The organism is Streptomyces sp. HNM0574 (assembly GCF_012726235.1).
Lineage (GTDB): Bacteria > Actinomycetota > Actinomycetes > Streptomycetales > Streptomycetaceae > Streptomyces.
The window spans coordinates 1-16,384 of record NZ_JAASAH010000029.1; the positions used below are offsets into that span (position 1 = coordinate 1).

Here is a 16,384-nt window from a genome sequence, read left to right on the forward strand (position 1 = left end):
CGGATGCTTCCTTCGGTCCACCCTCTCGGGCTTTCCTCCGGGCTTTTCCCTTCGGTGTTCCTTCACTCTATCAGACTTTCGCCTGACCGAGTTCCGGGCCGCTTCTCTGCGGTTTCCGGTTCCCCGTCTTCCGCTTTCGAAGCGATTCCGACTCTATCAGATCCGTTTTCCGTTCCGTTTCCGGTCCGGCTTTTCGGATTCCGATCCCCCGTCGGCGGGGCACCTTTCGGCTGACCGCTACTTTAGAGGATTTCCTTCCGGGCTCCTAATCGAGCTCCGCGGTACTTTTCGGCATGCCGAAAAGCCGCCCCGTAAGGGAATCGCTGTAGTGGTTTGTCGCCCGGGGGCCTCCTGCGCTTCCCTCGGAAGGGTTGCACTGGGGTCTGTCCCTCTTCAGCGACTCGGTCAACGTTAGACCTCGGGCTGCTTGGCGTCAAGTGCCCTGGAGCGCCGCCTCGGTTGATGCGGGCGGTACGGGCTCACCGTGGGATCGCCGTCCGCCCAGAAGCGCCAGGGCCGGTGGGCGCCCTCGCCCCCGACGCCGGTGCGCGGGCCGCTGCGTACGGACTCCGCCGGTACGCCGTCGCCCGCGAAGACGCGGAGCGGTGCAGCGCCGTCGCGGGTGCAGAGGTCGGTGCCGTTGAGTTCGCGGTCGACGGCGAGGGCGGTGGCCAGGCGGGCCGGGCCCTTGGCGAGTTCGGTGTCCTTCTTGGCCTTGGGCCGGCGTTCGCGGGCCTGCTCGGTGCCGCTGAGGATCTCGCCGCCGCGCAGCAGGACGCCGCTGGCCTGGCCCTCCGGGCCGCAGACCAGGTTGAGGCTCCACCACATCCCGTAGATGAAGTAGACGTACGCGTGGCCGGGCGGGCCGAACATGGAGGCGTTGCGCCGGGTGGGCCCCTTGTACGCGTGCGAGCCGGGGTCGGTCTCCCCCGCGTACGCCTCCACCTCCGTGATGCGGAGTTCGATGCGGCCCTCGGGGGTCGTGCGGACGAGGCGTTGGCCCAGGAGGTCCGGGGCGACGTCGAGGACGGGGCGGTCGAAGAAGGAGCGGGGAAGGGGCATGCGGTCCTCACCGTCTCGCGTACGGTCTCGGCCTGTGATCATGCACTCCGAGGGTAACGGAGAGGCGTGGTCGCGCCGCCGTATCCCGTTGGCCGGCGGACGGAACCGTGGGGCCGTGTGCTGCGTACCTCGTAGCGGCGGCTCGCGGGAGAGCGCCGACGGAATTCGAGTCACAGGCCGGGCCTGGAGAGGAAGACAAACAGATGGGCTTCAAGAAGCTGTTCGCAAGTGTCGGCATCGGGGCCGCCTCGGTGGACACCGTGCTGCACGAGCCGAACGTGGTTCCCGGCGGTGTGGTCCAGGGTGAGGTCAGGATCGAGGGCGGTTCGGTCGTCCAGGAGATCCAGGGGCTGTCCGTCGGTCTGCAGGCCCGGGTCGAGGTGGAGACGAACGACGGGGAGCGGAAGCAGAACATCGAGTTCGGCCGGCAGCAGCTCGGCGGGGCGCTGACGCTGCAGGAGGGCTCGCAGCACACGGTGCCGTTCCAGCTGGCCGTGCCGTGGGAGACGCCGATCACGATGTTCATGGGGCAGCCGCTGCCGGCGATGAACATCGGGGTGACGACGGAGCTGGCGATCGCCCGTGCCGTCGACTCGACCGATCTGGACCCGGTGAACGTGCACCCGCTGCCCGCGCAGCAGGCCGTTCTGGACGCGTTCGGTGCGCTCGGTTTCCGGTTCAAGAACGCGGACATGGAGAAGGGGCGCATCCGCGGGACGCGGCAGCAGCTGCCCTTCTACCAGGAGATCGAGTTCTTCGCGCCGCAGCAGTACCGCGGCCTGAACCAGGTGGAGGTCTCCTTCGTCGCGGACGGCGGCGAGATGGACGTCGTCATGGAGATGGACAAGAAGCCCGGTCTGTTCACCGGGCAGAGCGACTCGTTCCGGTCCTTCCCCGTGGACCTGGCCCGGTTCCAGGAGACGGACTGGACGGGGTACATCAACCAGTGGCTGACCGAGGTCGGCGGCAAGCGGAACTGGCTGTAAACGGGACGACGACGGGCTGCCCGGCACTGATTCACGTGCCGGGCAGCCCGTCGTCGTGGAGCGCGTAAAAGAGAGGTTCAGCCGAGGAGGACGGCGAGGGGGGCGTCGCGGACGGACCAGTAGCCGACGGCGGCGGTGAAGATCTCTGCTGCCATGTCCGCTCCGCTCGGGTCGGCCTGTTCGAAGTCCGGCCAGCCGGCGGTCATCACCAGGTATCCGCGGGGTTCGCCCCACCAGGAGAGGTCGGTGAGGCAGTCGGCGAGTGCGTCCCAGTTGCGGCCGAACCAGTCCGGGAGTTCGAGGCCGGTGGCGACGCGCTCCATGAAGTCCGCCTTGCCGGTGACCCCTTGCAGATCCACCACGCCCTCGACCCAGCCCGCCGCCTCGGCGTGCATCAGTACGTCGGGCCCCACGGAAGCGCAACGGTACGTGCCGGGAGGCACTGTGCCGTCGAACAGGCCGGGCACGTCGCCGTAGGGGAGTTCGGGCAGATCCACGGAGCTGGTCATCGTCGTCGCACCACCGCGTCGAAGGGCATCGTCCTGGCCCACCCATGGTGGCAAAGACGTCCACGTCGGCTCGTTAGGCTGGCCGGTACAGCGATTCGCACGACGAGGAGGACCCCGACGTGACCGAGCAGAACCGGCGCCCGCTCCCCCACGACTTCCACCCCGAGGTGCCGTCGTTCCGGGTGGTGAGCGAGGACGTGCCCGACGGCGGCAGGCTGGCGTCCGCGCAGCTGCTGTCGGACGGCAACACCTCTCCGCAGCTGCGCTGGGAGGGGTTCCCGCCGGAGACGAAGAGCTTCGCGGTGACGTGCTTCGACCCGGACGCGCCGACCGGCAGCGGCTTCTGGCACTGGTCCGTGTTCGACATCCCGGCGGACGTCACCGAACTGCCCACGGGTGCGGGCTCGGGCGAGATGAAGGGCCTGCCCGAGGGCGCGGTGCACGTACGGAACGACTTCGGCACCCGGGACTTCGGCGGCGCGGCCCCGCCTCCCGGTGACGGTCCGCACCGTTACGTGTTCACCGTCTACGCCGTCGGTGAGGAGAAGCTCGGCCCGGACGCGGAGGCGACGCCCGCGGTGGTCGGCTTCAACCTGCGCTTCAAGGCCCTCGCGCGGGCGCAGCTGATCGGTGAGCACGAGGAGCGCGCCGAGGGCTGACGCGGCGGCCGGCCCAAGCGGCCGGAAAACCCTTTGCGCCCCGTCGTCTCCGCAACGCACAGTGGTAGCCGGGCAGTCGGCACCGCATCGCGCGGGGGCGGCGGGGCGCTGGTGTCTGCGCCCGCTGTCTGTCGGAGTCCGGCTTCCGCCGGACGACCGCGTCGGCTGCCCTCTGCCGTTCCCGGGCCTCTCTCCACTCCCCTCTCTCCCACCCCGTACCGCCTTGCTGCGGTGCGGGGTTTTCCGTGTGGTCTCCGGGCGGTCATCCGCCGTACGGGCGGGGGAAATTGCGTTGTCGGGCGGTCCGGGCAGCGCCAGAGTGGGATCACCTGCCCACGGGGGCGGGTGGGTATGGGGAGGTGGTCGGGATGCGCGAGACGTTGGTGCTCAACGCGAGCTTCGAGCCGCTGTCGACGGTCGGCCTGCGACGTGCCGTGGTGCTCGTGATGCAGGAGAAGGCCGTGGTCGAACAGGCGCATCCGGGCCTCCGGTTCCGGGCCGCCGACGTGGATCTTCCGGTGCCGCAGGTGATCCGGCTGTGCCGGTACGTGCGGGTGCCGTTCCGACAACGGGCGCCGTGGTCGCGGCGCGGCGTCCTGGTACGGGACCGGCACCGGTGCGCGTACTGCGGGCGGCGGGCGACCACGGTGGACCATGTCGTTCCGCGTTCACGGGGCGGTGGTGACACTTGGCTGAATACCGTCGCCGCGTGTGCCGCGGACAACCACCGGAAGGCGGACCGTACGCCCGCGCAGGCCGGAATGGCGCTGCTGCAGCAGCCGTTCGAGCCGACGCCGGGTGACGCGCTGCTGCTGGCTCTGGGCCTGCGGGACGGGGAGGCGCTGCCGGAGTGGCTGGCGCTGCCCCGGCAGCGGGCACAGGGCCCGCTGCTCGCCGCGCCGGCCTGAGCCGGGGGCGGTGCCACCGGCCGTCAGCGCAGCACGAGTTGGAGGATGGCGGCCAGGCCGACGGCGACGATGACGCCGCGCAGGACGGCCGGCGGCAGCCTGCGTCCGATGCGGGCGCCGAGCTGGCCGCCGGCCGCCGAGCCGACGGCGATGAGGATCACGGCGAGCCAGTCGAAGTCGGCGACGAAGAGGAAGAAGACCGCGGCCGTGCCGTTGACGATGGCGCTGAGCACGTTCTTCACGGCGTTGAGCCGCTGGATGTCCTCGTCGAGCAGCAGCCCCATCAGGGCGAGGTAGATGACGCCCTGCGCGGCGCCGAAGTAGCCGCCGTAGACGCTGGCGAGCGTCATGCCGGTCTGGAGCGCGGGGCCGCCGTGGCGGGGCCGGCCGTCGGTGCCGTTGCGTTCGCGGCGGCGCTGGACGGCGCGGGCGAGCCGGGGCTGGAGGACGACGAGGACGAGCGCGACGGCGATCAGCGCCGGGACGATCATGTCGAAGGCGCTGGAGGGCAGCGTCACGAGCAGGGCCGCGCCGGTGAGGGCGCCGAGGAACGCGGCGGCGGCGAGCCGGAGGACGCGCTGCCGCTGGCCGCGCAGTTCGCGCCGGTACCCTATGGCGCCGCTGATGGAACCGGGTACCAGGCCCAGGGAGTTGGAGACGTTGGCGGTGACCGGCGGCAGGCCGGTGGCGAGCAGCACCGGGAACGTGATGAGCGTGCCGGAGCCGACGATGGTGTTGATGGTGCCCGCTCCGACACCCGCCGCGCAGACGGCCAGTGCCTCCCAGATCGTCACGTCGCAACCCCTGTCACGTAAGAAGCCCCTCGGCTGATCAGTGTGTGTGCCACTGATCATGCACGAGGGGCGGGGGTGCGGGGAGGTGGGGCCCGGCGTGGGCTCCGTCACCTCCCCGCGTCGGCCGTGCCGCGGCCGGCTGCCCGTCAGTCGGTGGGCGGCTGGGGGCGGAGCGACTTGGGGGTGCTGGGGACGGCGGGGGCGGCGTCGCCGTTGCCGTTGCCGCCGCCGGGGGCGAAGTTGCCGAGTGCGCCGCCGAGGCCCTTGAGGGCGTCGCCGATCTCGCTGGGCACGATCCAGAGCTTGTTGGCGTCGCCCTCGGCGATCTTCGGGAGCATCTGGAGGTACTGGTACGAGAGCAGCTTCTGGTCCGGGTCGCCCGCGTGGATGGACTCGAAGACGGTGCGGATGGCCTGGGCCTCACCCTCGGCCTTCAGCGCGGCGGAGCGGGACTCACCCTCGGCGCGGAGAATCGCGGACTGCTTCTCGCCCTCCGCGGTGAGGATCTGGGACTGCCGGACACCCTCGGCCTGGAGGATCGCGGCGCGCTTGTCCCGGTCGGCGCGCATCTGCTTCTCCATCGAGTCCTGGATGGAGGTGGGCGGTTCGATGGCCTTGAGCTCGACGCGGTTGACGCGGATGCCCCACTTGCCGGTGGCCTCGTCGAGGACGCCGCGGAGTGCCGCGTTGATCTCCTCGCGGGAGGTCAGGGTGCGCTCCAGGTCCATGCCGCCGATGATGTTCCGCAGCGTGGTGACGGTGAGCTGCTCGATCGCCTGGATGTAGCTGGAGACCTCGTACGTCGCGGCGCGGGCGTCGGTGACCTGGTAGTAGATCACCGTGTCGATGTTCACGACCAGGTTGTCCTGGGTGATCACCGGCTGCGGCGGGAAGGGGACGACCTGCTCGCGCAGGTCGACGCGGTTCCGCACGGTGTCGATGAACGGGACGACGATGTTCAGGCCCGCGTTCAACGTGCGTGTGTAGCGGCCGAATCGCTCGACGATGGCTGCGCTGGCTTGCGGGATGACCTGGATCGTCTTGATGAGTGCGATGAAGACCAGCACCACCAGGATGATCAGGACAATGATGATGGCGTCCATCGCCGTCCCCCAGTCTCGGTATTGGATAAGGCAGCAGCGCGGGAGCGTGCTGCGTCGGGTACGGCAGCGCGGAGGCGCGCTGCGTCAAGTACCTTGGCTGCCGCGGTAGTTATGAGCGCTATCCCATCACGATGGCGGTCGCTCCGTCGATCTCGACGACGTCGACCTGCTGACCGGCCTCGTAGGTTTCGTCGGAGTCGAGGGTCCGGGCCGACCAGACCTCGCCCGCGAGTTTGATCCGGCCGCCCTGGCCGTCCACCCGCTCCAGCACGACGGCCCGCCTGCCGCGGAGGGCGTCGACTCCGGTGGCGTGTTCGGGGCGTTCGGCCCGCATCCGCCGGGCGACCGGCCGGACCACGAGGATCAGGGCGGTCGAGACGGCCGCGAAGACGACGACCTGTGCGACCAGGCCACCGCCCAACGCGGCCGTGACGGCGCCCGCGACGCCTCCGACGGCGAGCATGCCGAATTCGGGCATGGCCGTGACGACGAGCGGAATTCCCAGCGCTACGGCGGCAACGAGCCACCAGACCCATGCGTCCACAGGGCCATGGTAGGCGCGCGATCAGCTCAGCGGCAGCCCCCGCTTCAGCCGAGGGGCAGCCCTTGAGCCATCCACCGCTCGCCGTGCTGCTCGACGACCAGCGGGAGGCCGAAGCAGCGGGAGAGATTGCGGGAGTTGAGCTCGGTCTCGATCGGTCCGGCGACCATGATCTGTCCCTGGCGGATCATCAGCACGTGCGTGAAGCCCGGGGGGATCTCCTCGACGTGGTGGGTGACCATCACCATCGACGGGGCGTACGGGTCGCGCGCGAGGCGGCCGAGCCGGCGGACGAGGTCCTCGCGGCCGCCGAGGTCGAGTCCGGCGGCGGGCTCGTCCAGGAGCAGCAGTTCGGGGTCGGTCATCATGGCGCGCGCGATGAGGGTGCGCTTGCGCTCGCCCTCGGAGAGGGTGCCGAACTTGCGGTGCAGGAACTCGTTCATCCCGAGCCGGTCGAGGAAGGCGCGGGCCCGTTCCTCGTCCATCGCGTCGTACTGCTCCTGCCAGTGCGCGGTCATGCCGTACGCGGCGGTGAGCACCGTCTGCAGGACCGTCTGGTCGTGCGGGAGCTTGTCGGCCATCGCCATGCCGGCCATGCCGATGCGCGGGCGGAGGTCGAAGACGTCGACGCTGCCGAGCTTCTCACCGAGGATGGTGGCGTTGCCCGAGGTCGGGAAGAGGTAGCTGGAGGCGACGTTGAGGAGCGTCGTCTTGCCCGCGCCGTTGGGGCCGACGATCACCCATCGTTCACCTTCTTTGACCGACCAGGAGACGTCGTCCACCAGAGCACGGCCCTCGCGGACCACTGATACGTCCACCAGCTCCAGTACTTCGCTCATGAGCGGTTGTCTCCCAAATGCAGTCGCTGTGTGCGTGCCTTGTGGGCACGATCCCCATGCAAAACCTACGCCACCCGTCATCGGCGGCGTTCCCTAGGCTGGGTACATGCTCTTGGAACCTCGCTCCGGGCGGCTCGCAGCCTGGGGAAACGCACTGATTGCCGGACTTGTCTCCCCGGATGAGTCGGCGAGCCGGGCCGTCGCGGACGATGCCGTCCACCGGGTGGCGGACCTGCCCGGGGAGGAGTCGGCCCCGGTCGGGCTGACCCTGGCGCTGGGCCGGCTGCGCGCGCTGGGCGCCACCGGGCTGCGGGTGGCGCTGCCCGCGCCGGGGCACCCGCTGGGGCTCGGCGGCCCGCCCGAGTTCAACGCCCGGGCCCTGCACGCCGGGGAGGCGGTGCTGGCACCGCAGGCCGGAATCGGCCTGGTGCCCGAGGTGTACGAGGTCGGCCCCGAGGGGGACGTGCACGCCGAGGTGACCTGGCGCTGCCTGCCCGTACGGGACGCACCCGGCGCCGACGTGCCCTCGCTCGGCGAGGCGGAGCGCGAACTGGCCGAGGCCATGCGGGAGGCGACGGAGGTGCTGACGCGGCTGGACGTCGCGGGTTCGGGTCCGGTCGCCGACGCGGCACTTGAGGCGTACCGGGCGCGCATGGAGGCCGGGCGCCAGGTGCTCGCCCCCGGCTATCCGCCGCGTGCGGTGCGGGTGCTGGAACTGGCCCAGCGGGTGGGCGCGCTGATCGCCATCGCGCACGGCGAGGGCGGCGACGGGCGGGAGCACGGCGGCGCGGTCAGCGCCTCCGAGATCACCGCGCGGACGGAGGCGCTGCGCCCGGTGGAGCGCACGGCCAGGCGGGCCCAGGTGGCCGCGTACAACGCGTACGCGGAGGAGCTGGAGCGCGGGCGGCCCTGAACTCCCCCCGGGCTACGGATGGTTGGGGCCGCCGCCTGGAGAACGCGCGGGGCCCCGCGGGCGCGCCCTGGGAGAGGAGGCGCGGCCGCGGGGCCCGGGTGGGCCGGCCGGATGCCGGCCCGTGCCGTCGGTGTCAGCCGTTGGCGGAGGCGTTGCCGAAGACCGGGTTGAGCACGCCGATGACGCTGACGTTGTTGCCGGTCACGTTCGCCGGGATGTGGACCGGGGCCTGCACCAGGTTGCCGGAGCCGACGCCGGGCGAGTTCTGGGCGGCACCGTTGGCGGCGCTCTCGGCGAAGGCGGCTCCGGCGCCACCGGCGACGATTCCACCGGCGATCGCGGTGACGGCCACGGCCCTCTTCAGGTTCTTCACTTCTCAGCTCCTCCTTGTGCGTCGCTGCGGACGGCCGCCGCAGCACGCCATGAAGAACGCCGTCCGGTGCCCCCGGTTGCGCCATCCGGGGGACGTCTACACGACAGTATGAATCTCATCCCGCGCAGGCGAACTCCCGTACGGGAAGGGAGAGTTGACTCGTCCGGAGGCCGGCCCGGGCGCCGCGCGGGAGGTCAGCCGGTGAGGCCGTGGCGGACCGCCCACAGAGCCGCCTGGGTCCGGTCGGCGAGGTCGAGCTTCATCAGGATGTTCGACACGTGCGTCTTCACCGTCTTCTCGGACAGCACCAGGGCGCGGGCGATCTCGCGGTTGGAGCGGCCGTCGGCGATCAGGCCGAGCACCTCGCGCTCGCGGTCGGTGAGCGAGCTGCCCCTGCCGCCCGCGGTCCCGTCCGCCTCCTCCGAGAGCAGCGCGCCCGCGACCTCGGGCTGGAGCAGCACATGCCCCGCGTGCACCGAGCGGATGGCGCCGGCGAGCGCGTCCGGGTCGACGTCCTTGTAGACGTAACCCGAGGCGCCGGCACGCAGCGCGGGTACGACGGTGCGCTGCTCGGTGAAGCTGGTGACGACGAGGACGCGGGCCGGGCTGCCGCCCTCGCGGAGCCGGCGCAGCGCCTCGATGCCGTCCGTGCCGGGCATCTTGACGTCCATCAGGACGACGTCGGGGCGCAGCGCCTCGGCCTGGGCCACGCCCTCGTCGCCGTCGGCCGCCTCGCCCACCACCTCGATGTCGTCCTGGACTTCGAGAAACGTGCGCAGTCCGCGCCGTACGACCTGGTGGTCGTCGACGAGCAGGACGCGGATCGGGTCAGCCACCGGGCACCTCCATCTCCATCACCGTGCCCTTGCCGGGCTCCGATTCGACGTTCAGCCTGCCGCCCACGGCGCCTGCGCGGTCCCGCATCGACACCAGTCCGAGGTGCCGGCCGGCGCGGCGGACGGTACGCGGGTCGAAGCCGCAGCCGTCGTCCGTGACCCGCAGCACGGCGCCGGCGCCGCTGCGGGTGAGGGTGACGGTGACGCGGGCCGCGCCGGAGTGCCGGAGCGCGTTGTGCAGGGCCTCCTGGGCGACCCGCAGCAGGGCCTCCTCCTGGGCGGCGGGGAGGGCGCGTACGCCCTCGGACGCGAAGCTGACCTCGGCCGAGTGGGCGCGGTCGAGCACCTGCGCCTGGGTGCGCAGGGTGGCGACGAGCCCGTCCTCGTCCAGGGCCGCGGGGCGCAACTCGACGACGGCGGCGCGGAGTTCGTCGACCGCCTCGGCGGCGAGGCCCGCGATCTCGTGCAGTTCGCCCTTGGCCCGTTCCGGGTCGCGGTCGACGAGGGTGGCGGTGGCCTGCGCGGTGAGCCGGAGCGAGAAGAGCTTCTGCGCGACGGCGTCGTGGAGTTCGTGCCCGATGCGGGCGCGCTCGCCCGCGATGGTGAGTTCGCGGCTGCGCTCGTAGAGGCGCGCGTTGGTGAGCGCGATGGCGGCGTGCTGCGCGAGCAGGCCGAGCAGCGCCTCGTCGTCCTCGGTGAAGTTGCAGCTCCGGTCCGCTGCCCGGCCGCCGTCCGGGCAGCGCTTGTTGGCGAGGAAGAGCGCGCCGAGGACGTTCTCGCCGTCGGCGATGGGCATGCCGAGGAAGTCGGCCATCTCCGGGTGCGCCGACGGCCAGCCCTCGAAGCGGGGGTCGCGGCGTACGTCGGCGAGGCGCTGCGGGGTGGCGTCGTGCAGCATCGCGGCGAGGATGCCGTGCTGGCGGGGCAGCGGGCCGATGGCGCGCCACTGCTCCTCGGTGACGCCGTCGACGACGAACTGCGCGAACCCGCCGTGGTCGTCGGGCACTCCGAGCGCCGCATACTCGGCGTCGAGCAGCTCGCGCGCCGAGGCCACGATCGTCTGCAGCACGTCGTGCACCTCCAGCTGCCGGTTCATGGCGAGCAGTGCGGCGCTGACGGCGGACAGTCCTTGGTTGGGGCCCATGACGGTCACGGTACCGGCGGCGGGGGCGGGCGGAATCGGACGTGCGCAGGCCGGTGCGGGGACGGTGGTCCTAGGGCTGCGGGCCGAGGAGTGTGCACCCCGTGAGGGCGTGACGTCATGTGCCTGTGCCCGCACCGTGAGCGACTTGTGAAGGAACGCGGTGTGACCCCTCCCATACACCGCAACAGACCTACGGCCTCGCTTAGTAGACGACGGCGCACAGAAGGCGGTTTCCGGCCCGTCCGACGTGGGACGACAGGGGACGGTGGCCGGATCGGCGTCCTCCTTGTCCGTTGATCCACTATCCCGGTTCGTATTGGTGTTCTTTGCCGGGCCGGTGCCGGGCCGCTAAGAATGGCCGCCGCCGCAGAGCCCCTGCGGTCCACAACTGGAACGTGGGACTGCCACCGAAAGGGTCTGCTCCGCATGAACGCCGCACGCCACCGACGCCCTGTTCTGACCCGCCTGCAGAAGGTGTCAGCCGTGACGGGAGTCGCCGCGGTCGGCGCGACAGCGCTCGGTTTCGCCGTCGTCCCCGGCCAGGACAAGGGCGGGACGGACACGGCGGGTTCGGCCCTGCCGGCGGAGCCCGTCGCCTGGCAGTCGGCCGTGGACAGCTCCGCCGACCAGAAGTCGAGCATCGACGCGCAGACCGCCCACGCCCAGGACGCGGCGCAGGAGGAGGCGAAGGCCAAGGCGCGCCAGAAGGCGGAGGCCGAGCAGCGCGCGGCCGCGGCCAAGGCGGCCGAGAAGGCCCGCGCCGAGGCGGCCCGCAAGAAGGCGGCCGAGGAGGCCGAACAGCGCGCCGCGGCACGGGAGAAGGCCGCGCAGGAGCGCGAGCAGGAAGCGGCGGCGAGCCGTTCCGCCGAGCGGAAGAGCGTCGTGCCCTCCGGCTCTCCGCAGGAGATGGCCCGTCAGATCATCGGTGACGAGGCGCAGTTCCAGTGCTTCTCGAACATCGTGGAACGCGAGTCGGGCTGGGACCCGCACGCGGAGAACCCGTCCTCGGGCGCGTACGGCCTGGTGCAGGCGCTGCCGGGCAGCAAGATGGCCTCCGAGGGCGCGGACTGGAAGACCAACCCGGCCACCCAGATCAAGTGGGGCCTGGGTTACATGAACGACCGGTACGGCAGCCCCTGCGGCGCCTGGGACTTCTGGCAGGCCAACAACTGGTACTGACCCGGACCTGCGAAGGCGGCGGCACCCCGTGGAGGGTGCCGCCGCCTTCGTGTGTTCCCGCCGACTCCCGGGCGGGGCGGGCTACTTGCGCATGACCTCGGGCTCGTGCCGGCGCAGCAGGCGGATGACGACGAAGCCGCAGAGGATGCCCATCAGGACGAGGATGCCGATGTCCATCGTCCAGGTGCTCAGCGAGTGCTCCCACAGCGGATCGGTGTTCGTCGGGTCCTCCTTGTCCTGCGGCATCAGCCGGCCGAGGTCCGTGGTGGTGCCCAGCGCGGCCAGCGCCCAGCGCGAGGGCATCAGCCAGGCCACCTGCTCGACGCCGGGGCTGTCGTACAGCTTGAACAGCACGCCCGTGAACACGACCTGGACGACGGCGAAGAGGACCAGCAGGATCATGGTCTTCTCGGAGGTCTTCACCAGCGAGGAGATGATCAGGCCGAACATCATCGAGGTGGCGCCGAGCGCGATCACGACCAGCGACATCTCGACGGCCGCGTTGTCCCCGAGCAGTCCCTCCTCGGGCAGGTCGCGCGGCATGAAGCCGACCACGCACATCAGCAGGCCCTGCACCGCGGCGACGACGCCGAGCACGATCACCTTCGACATCAGGTACGCCGAGCGGGACAGGCCGGTGGCCCGTTCCCGTTCGTAGATGACGCGTTCCTTGATCAGCTCGCGGACGGAGTTGGCCGCGCCGGAGAAGCAGGCGCCGATGGCGAGGATCAGCAGGATGGGGCCCGCGTCGCCGTTGGCCTTGCCCGGCGGTGCGGTGAGCCCGTACTCGGACGGCATCAGGGTGCTGACCAGGCCGAGGAGCAGCGGCGTCACGAAGGACAGCACGAGGAAGGAGCGGTCGGAGGCGATCACCGAGACGTACCGTCTGATCAGCGTCCACAGCTGCGAGCCCCAGCTCTGCGGCTTCTGCTGCCGCGCGGGCTGCATCGGCGGCCGCTGCTGCGGGGGCTGCGCCCCGTACGGGCCGGGTGCCGCGTGCGGGCCCGGCTGCGCGTACGGGTCGGCCTGCGGGGCCGCGGTGTCGAGCTCGGCCGCGTACAGCTGGTAGTGCTGCGAGCCCTGCCAGCGGCCCATCCAGTCGTAGTCGCGGTAGTTCTCGAAGGCCGAGAAGACGTCCGCCCAGCTCTGGTAGCCGAAGAAGTTCAGCGCCTCCTCGGGCGGGCCGAAGTAGGCGACGCCGCCGCCCGGCGCCATCACCAGCAGCTTGTCGCAGAGCCCGAGTTCGGCGACGGAGTGCGTGACGACGAGGACGGTGCGGCCGTCGTCGGCGAGCCCGCGCAGCAGCTGCATGACGTCCCGGTCCATGCCCGGGTCGAGGCCCGACGTGGGCTCGTCGAGGAAGATCAGCGACGGCTTGGTCAGCAGCTCCAGGGCGACCGAGACGCGCTTGCGCTGGCCGCCGGAGAGGGAGGTGACCTTCTTGTCCGCGTGGATGTCGAGCTTGAGCTCGGCGAGGACCTCCTCGACCCGCGCGTTGCGCTCGGCCTGGGCCACGTCGCCAGGGAAGCGGAGCCGGGCCGCGTACCGCAGGGCGGTGCGCACCTTGAGCTCCTTGTGCAGGATGTCGTCCTGCGGGACCAGGCCGATGCGCTGGCGCAGCTCGGCGAAGTGCTCGTACAGGTTCCGGTTGTCGTAGAGGACCTCGCCGACGTCGGCCGGGCGGTAGCCCGTGAGGGCCCGCAGCAGCGTCGACTTGCCGGAGCCGGACGGGCCGATCACGCCGACCAGGGACTTCTCGGGGACACCGAAGGTGACGTTGTTGAGGATCGTCTTGTCCCCGTCGACCTTCACCGTGAGCTGCCGGGCCGAGAAGGAGACCTCGCCGGTGTCGACGAACTCCTCCAGCCGGTCGCCGACGAGCCGGAAGGACGAGTGGCCGACGCCGACGACGTCCTGCGCCGCGATGACCGCGGAGCCGGACTTGGGCAGCGGCCGTCCGTTGACGTACGTGCCGTTGTGGCTGCCGAGGTCACGGATCTCGAAGCGGCCGTCCGGGGTCGCGTGGAACTCGGCGTGGTGGCGGGAGACCTGGAGGTCGGAGACGACCAGCTCGTTCTCCAGCGCGCGGCCGATCCGCATCACGCGGCCGAGCGCCACCTGGTGGAACGTCGTGGGGCTGCGGTCCCCCTGCCCCTCGCCGCCCTGGCCCGCCGCGTGCGGCTGCCCCTGCGCGGGGCCGCCCTGCTCCGGGACCTGCCGGCCGGCGAACGGCTGCTGCGGGGCCTGCTGCTGGGGGGCCTGCTGCGCCCAGCCGGGTCCTGCCGGTCCGCCGTGGCCCTGCTGCTGCGGGGCCGCGAACGCCTGGGGCGCCTGGTACGCCTGGCCGCCGTGGGCCACTCCGGCGCCCGCCTGCATCGGCTCGGGCGAGGCGGTCGGTGCCTCGTGGAGGCCGGGCTGTCCGGGCACCGGCGCGGCGAAGTCGAGCCGCGGGCCGTCGTTCGCGTTGCCCAGGTGCACGGTCGAGCCCGGCGCGAGCTCCAGCTGCTGGACGCGGTGCCCCTGCGTGTAGGTGCCGTTGGTGCTGCCCGGGTCCTCGACGACCCAACTGCGCCCGCCCCAGCGGAGCGTGGCGTGCCGCCAGGAGACCCTGGCGTCCTCGATCACGATGTCCCCCTGAGGATCGCGGCCGAGGCGGTACGTCCTGGACGGGTCGAGCGCCCAGGTCTGTCCATTCAATTCCAGTACGAGTTCCGGCACTCCATGCCCCACAAAGTTGTCCCCCGAGCAACTCCCTGCCGAGGGAGTGAAGAGGATGGCGAACGTCGGGACGAACTATTTCAGGCGCAGGGCCATGACAGAAAGCCGACCCGGGGCAAGCACACCGTGACGAGAGGAGGCCACGGGGAGGCGTCACGGAGACGAAGCGGAAAAGATGTGAAGACGAGATCCGGCCGACTCGGCACCGGTCCTTCGCGTACGGTCCGCGAGCAGTTCGTGACCCGGGGGAATCGCAACCGGTCGGATGCGGTGCCGGACCGGGTTCCCGTCACCCGCGGTACGCCCCGAGGACACCGGGCGGCCGTCTCCCGCGACCGTCCGTCACCGCGTTTGCCCCGGGTACAGGGGCGCACAAGCTCCCGCTAGGCATCCCCCGCAGGTGAAACGCGCCCGCCAGCGGCTACCGTAAGAGCACCATGACCACTTCGCTGGCCACTCCGCCCTCGTACGCCGACACGCCCACGCTCCTCGTCAAGATCTTCGGCAAGGACCGGCCCGGGCTCACCGCCGGGCTGTTCGACACCCTCGCTGCCTTCGCCGTCGAGGTCGTCGACATCGAGCAGCTCGTGACCCGGGGACGCATAGCGCTGTGCGTGCTCGTCACCGCGCCGCGCAGCGGCTCCGCCACGGAAGGTGAGCTGCGCGCCACCGTCCACAGCTGGGCCGAGTCCCTGAACCTGGACGCCGAGATCATCTCCGGTACGGGCGACAACCGCCCCCGCGGCACCGGCCGTTCGCACGTGACCGTGCTCGGCCAGCCCCTGCGCGCCGACTCGACGGCCGCGATCGCCGCGAACATCACCTCGACCGGCGCCAACATCGACCGCATCTTCCGGCTCGCCAAGTACCCCGTCACCGCCGTCGAGTTCGACGTCTCCGGCGCCGAGCCCGCCACGCTGCGCACCGCGCTCGCCCCGGAGGGCGCGAAGCACGGCGTCGACATCGCCGTCGTCGCCTCCGGACTCCAGCGCCGGGCCCAGCGCCTGGTCGTCATGGACGTCGACTCCACCCTCATCCAGGACGAGGTGATCGAGCTCTTCGCCGCCCACGCGGGCTGCGAGGCGGAGGTCGCCGAGGTCACCGCGCGGGCCATGCGCGGCGAACTGGACTTCGAGCAGTCGCTGCACGCCCGCGTCGAGCTCCTCGCCGGGCTCGACGAGTCGGTGGTGCAGAAGGTCCGCGACGAGGTCCGGCTCACCCCGGGCGCCCGCACCCTGGTGCGGACCCTCAAGCGGCTCGGCTACCAGGTCGGCGTGGTATCCGGCGGGTTCACGCAGGTCACCGACGCGCTCCAGGAGGAGCTGGGGCTGGACTTCGCCTCGGCGAACACGCTGGAGATAGTCGACGGGAAGCTGACCGGCAAGGTCACCGGCGAGATCGTGGACCGCGGCGGCAAGGCGCGGCTGCTGCGGCGCTTCGCCGAGAAGGCGGGCGTCCCGCTGGCGCAGACCGTCGCGATCGGCGACGGCGCGAACGACCTGGACATGCTCAACACCGCGGGCCTGGGCGTCGCGTTCAACGCGAAGCCGGTCGTGCGGGAGGCCGCGCACACCGCGGTCAACGTGCCGTTCCTCGACACCGTGCTCTACCTGCTGGGGATCACCAGGGAAGAGGTGGAGGCGGCCGACGGCGCCGACGGCGTCCTCATCGACGGTCCGGACGTCCCCGGGCTCTGACCGGACCGCTCCGGATTCCCTGGGCAACGGCGCCCGGAATCCGGCCGCTTCGGCCCTCCGCGGAGCGCACCGGCTCCTGCCGCGCGTCCTCCGGGACGCCGCAACTCCCCCGCCCGCACCGGG

The 16,384-nt window shown here is 71.4% G+C and carries 16 protein-coding genes; 6 read left to right on the forward strand and 10 right to left on the reverse strand.

Going from position 1 to position 16,384, the window contains the following annotated elements:
* Nucleotides 1–411: 411 nt before the first annotated feature.
* Nucleotides 412–1,104, reverse strand: a complete 693-nt coding sequence (locus HCC30_RS27995; protein WP_169445724.1) for a DNA-3-methyladenine glycosylase — start codon at nt 1,102–1,104, stop codon at nt 412–414.
* A gap of 161 nt (nt 1,105–1,265) precedes the next feature.
* Between HCC30_RS27995 and HCC30_RS28000 the strand changes: the two genes are divergently transcribed.
* A complete protein-coding gene (locus HCC30_RS28000; protein WP_169445725.1) occupies nt 1,266–2,048 on the forward strand; it encodes a sporulation protein in 783 nt (260 codons plus the stop codon).
* 77 nt (nt 2,049–2,125) lie between these two features.
* Here the strand turns inward: HCC30_RS28000 and HCC30_RS28005 are convergent, their stop codons facing one another.
* A complete protein-coding gene (locus HCC30_RS28005; RefSeq protein ID WP_169445726.1) occupies nt 2,126–2,557 on the reverse strand; it encodes a barstar family protein in 432 nt (143 codons plus the stop codon).
* A gap of 119 nt (nt 2,558–2,676) precedes the next feature.
* Between HCC30_RS28005 and HCC30_RS28010 the strand changes: the two genes are divergently transcribed.
* Together HCC30_RS28010 and HCC30_RS28015 are read left to right on the forward strand one after the other, a co-directional pair.
* Nucleotides 2,677–3,216 (forward strand): YbhB/YbcL family Raf kinase inhibitor-like protein, encoded by a 540-nt coding sequence (locus HCC30_RS28010; RefSeq protein WP_169445727.1) that lies wholly within the window; start codon nt 2,677–2,679, stop codon nt 3,214–3,216.
* 368 nt (nt 3,217–3,584) lie between these two features.
* Complete coding sequence (locus HCC30_RS28015) at nt 3,585–4,124, forward strand: HNH endonuclease (RefSeq protein WP_169445728.1); 540 nt, start codon at nt 3,585–3,587, stop codon at nt 4,122–4,124.
* Nucleotides 4,125–4,147: 23 nt separating this feature from the next.
* On the opposite strand, the gene HCC30_RS28020 is transcribed toward HCC30_RS28015, so the two are convergent.
* The 4 genes from HCC30_RS28020 to HCC30_RS28035 form a co-directional block, all read right to left on the reverse strand.
* Nucleotides 4,148–4,918, reverse strand: a complete 771-nt coding sequence (locus HCC30_RS28020; protein WP_169445729.1) for a sulfite exporter TauE/SafE family protein — start codon at nt 4,916–4,918, stop codon at nt 4,148–4,150.
* Nucleotides 4,919–5,064: 146 nt separating this feature from the next.
* Nucleotides 5,065–6,021 carry an SPFH domain-containing protein gene (locus HCC30_RS28025; RefSeq protein ID WP_169445730.1) on the reverse strand — a complete coding sequence of 319 codons (957 nt, stop codon included), beginning with the start codon at nt 6,019–6,021 and terminating at the stop codon, nt 5,065–5,067.
* A gap of 118 nt (nt 6,022–6,139) precedes the next feature.
* Nucleotides 6,140–6,565: an NfeD family protein gene (locus HCC30_RS28030; RefSeq protein ID WP_169445731.1), complete on the reverse strand. Its 426-nt coding sequence runs from the start codon at nt 6,563–6,565 to the stop codon at nt 6,140–6,142.
* Nucleotides 6,566–6,609: 44 nt separating this feature from the next.
* On the reverse strand, nt 6,610–7,401 hold the full coding sequence (locus HCC30_RS28035; protein WP_169445732.1) for an ABC transporter ATP-binding protein: 792 nt from the start codon (nt 7,399–7,401) through the stop codon (nt 6,610–6,612).
* Between the two features lie 106 nt (nt 7,402–7,507).
* Between HCC30_RS28035 and HCC30_RS28040 the strand changes: the two genes are divergently transcribed.
* On the forward strand, nt 7,508–8,314 hold the full coding sequence (locus HCC30_RS28040) for a hypothetical protein (protein WP_169445733.1): 807 nt from the start codon (nt 7,508–7,510) through the stop codon (nt 8,312–8,314).
* A 133-nt stretch (nt 8,315–8,447) separates the two neighbouring features.
* Here HCC30_RS28040 and HCC30_RS28045 read toward each other — a convergent pair whose 3' ends face one another.
* From HCC30_RS28045 to HCC30_RS28055, 3 genes are all read right to left on the reverse strand, one after another.
* Entirely contained in the window at nt 8,448–8,687 is a 240-nt protein-coding gene (locus HCC30_RS28045; RefSeq protein WP_169445734.1) for a chaplin, read from the reverse strand.
* Between the two features lie 194 nt (nt 8,688–8,881).
* Nucleotides 8,882–9,523 carry a response regulator transcription factor gene (locus HCC30_RS28050; protein ID WP_169445735.1) on the reverse strand — a complete coding sequence of 214 codons (642 nt, stop codon included), beginning with the start codon at nt 9,521–9,523 and terminating at the stop codon, nt 8,882–8,884.
* Nucleotides 9,516–10,667 (reverse strand): GAF domain-containing sensor histidine kinase, encoded by a 1,152-nt coding sequence (locus HCC30_RS28055; RefSeq protein ID WP_169445736.1) that lies wholly within the window; start codon nt 10,665–10,667, stop codon nt 9,516–9,518. Before HCC30_RS28055 ends, HCC30_RS28050 begins: the two co-directional genes overlap by 8 nt.
* 474 nt (nt 10,668–11,141) lie before the next feature.
* Between HCC30_RS28055 and HCC30_RS28060 the strand changes: the two genes are divergently transcribed.
* The gene (locus HCC30_RS28060; RefSeq protein WP_346776845.1) at nt 11,142–11,846 is read left to right on the forward strand and encodes a transglycosylase SLT domain-containing protein; all 705 of its coding nucleotides are present in this window, start codon (nt 11,142–11,144) and stop codon (nt 11,844–11,846) included.
* A gap of 81 nt (nt 11,847–11,927) precedes the next feature.
* On the opposite strand, the gene HCC30_RS28065 is transcribed toward HCC30_RS28060, so the two are convergent.
* Nucleotides 11,928–14,564, reverse strand: coding sequence for an FHA domain-containing protein (locus HCC30_RS28065; protein WP_346776846.1), 2,637 nt, complete (start codon nt 14,562–14,564; stop codon nt 11,928–11,930).
* 437 nt (nt 14,565–15,001) lie between these two features.
* Between HCC30_RS28065 and serB the strand changes: the two genes are divergently transcribed.
* Nucleotides 15,002–16,261 (forward strand): phosphoserine phosphatase SerB, encoded by a 1,260-nt coding sequence (serB, locus tag HCC30_RS28070; RefSeq protein ID WP_169445739.1) that lies wholly within the window; start codon nt 15,002–15,004, stop codon nt 16,259–16,261.
* The last annotated feature ends 123 nt before the right edge of the window (nt 16,262–16,384 follow it).

Coding starts and splice junctions, on each gene's coding strand:
- HCC30_RS27995 (WP_169445724.1), bottom strand. CDS start 1,104: ATGATCACAGGCCGAGACCGTACGCGAGACGGTGAGGACCGCATGCCC.
- HCC30_RS28000 (WP_169445725.1), top strand. CDS start 1,266: ATGGGCTTCAAGAAGCTGTTCGCAAGTGTCGGCATCGGGGCCGCCTCG.
- HCC30_RS28005 (WP_169445726.1), bottom strand. CDS start 2,557: ATGACCAGCTCCGTGGATCTGCCCGAACTCCCCTACGGCGACGTGCCC.
- HCC30_RS28015 (WP_169445728.1), top strand. CDS start 3,585: ATGCGCGAGACGTTGGTGCTCAACGCGAGCTTCGAGCCGCTGTCGACG.
- HCC30_RS28025 (WP_169445730.1), bottom strand. CDS start 6,021: ATGGACGCCATCATCATTGTCCTGATCATCCTGGTGGTGCTGGTCTTC.
- HCC30_RS28035 (WP_169445732.1), bottom strand. CDS start 7,401: ATGAGCGAAGTACTGGAGCTGGTGGACGTATCAGTGGTCCGCGAGGGC.
- HCC30_RS28040 (WP_169445733.1), top strand. CDS start 7,508: ATGCTCTTGGAACCTCGCTCCGGGCGGCTCGCAGCCTGGGGAAACGCA.
- HCC30_RS28055 (WP_169445736.1), bottom strand. CDS start 10,667: ATGGGCCCCAACCAAGGACTGTCCGCCGTCAGCGCCGCACTGCTCGCC.
- serB (WP_169445739.1), top strand. CDS start 15,002: ATGACCACTTCGCTGGCCACTCCGCCCTCGTACGCCGACACGCCCACG.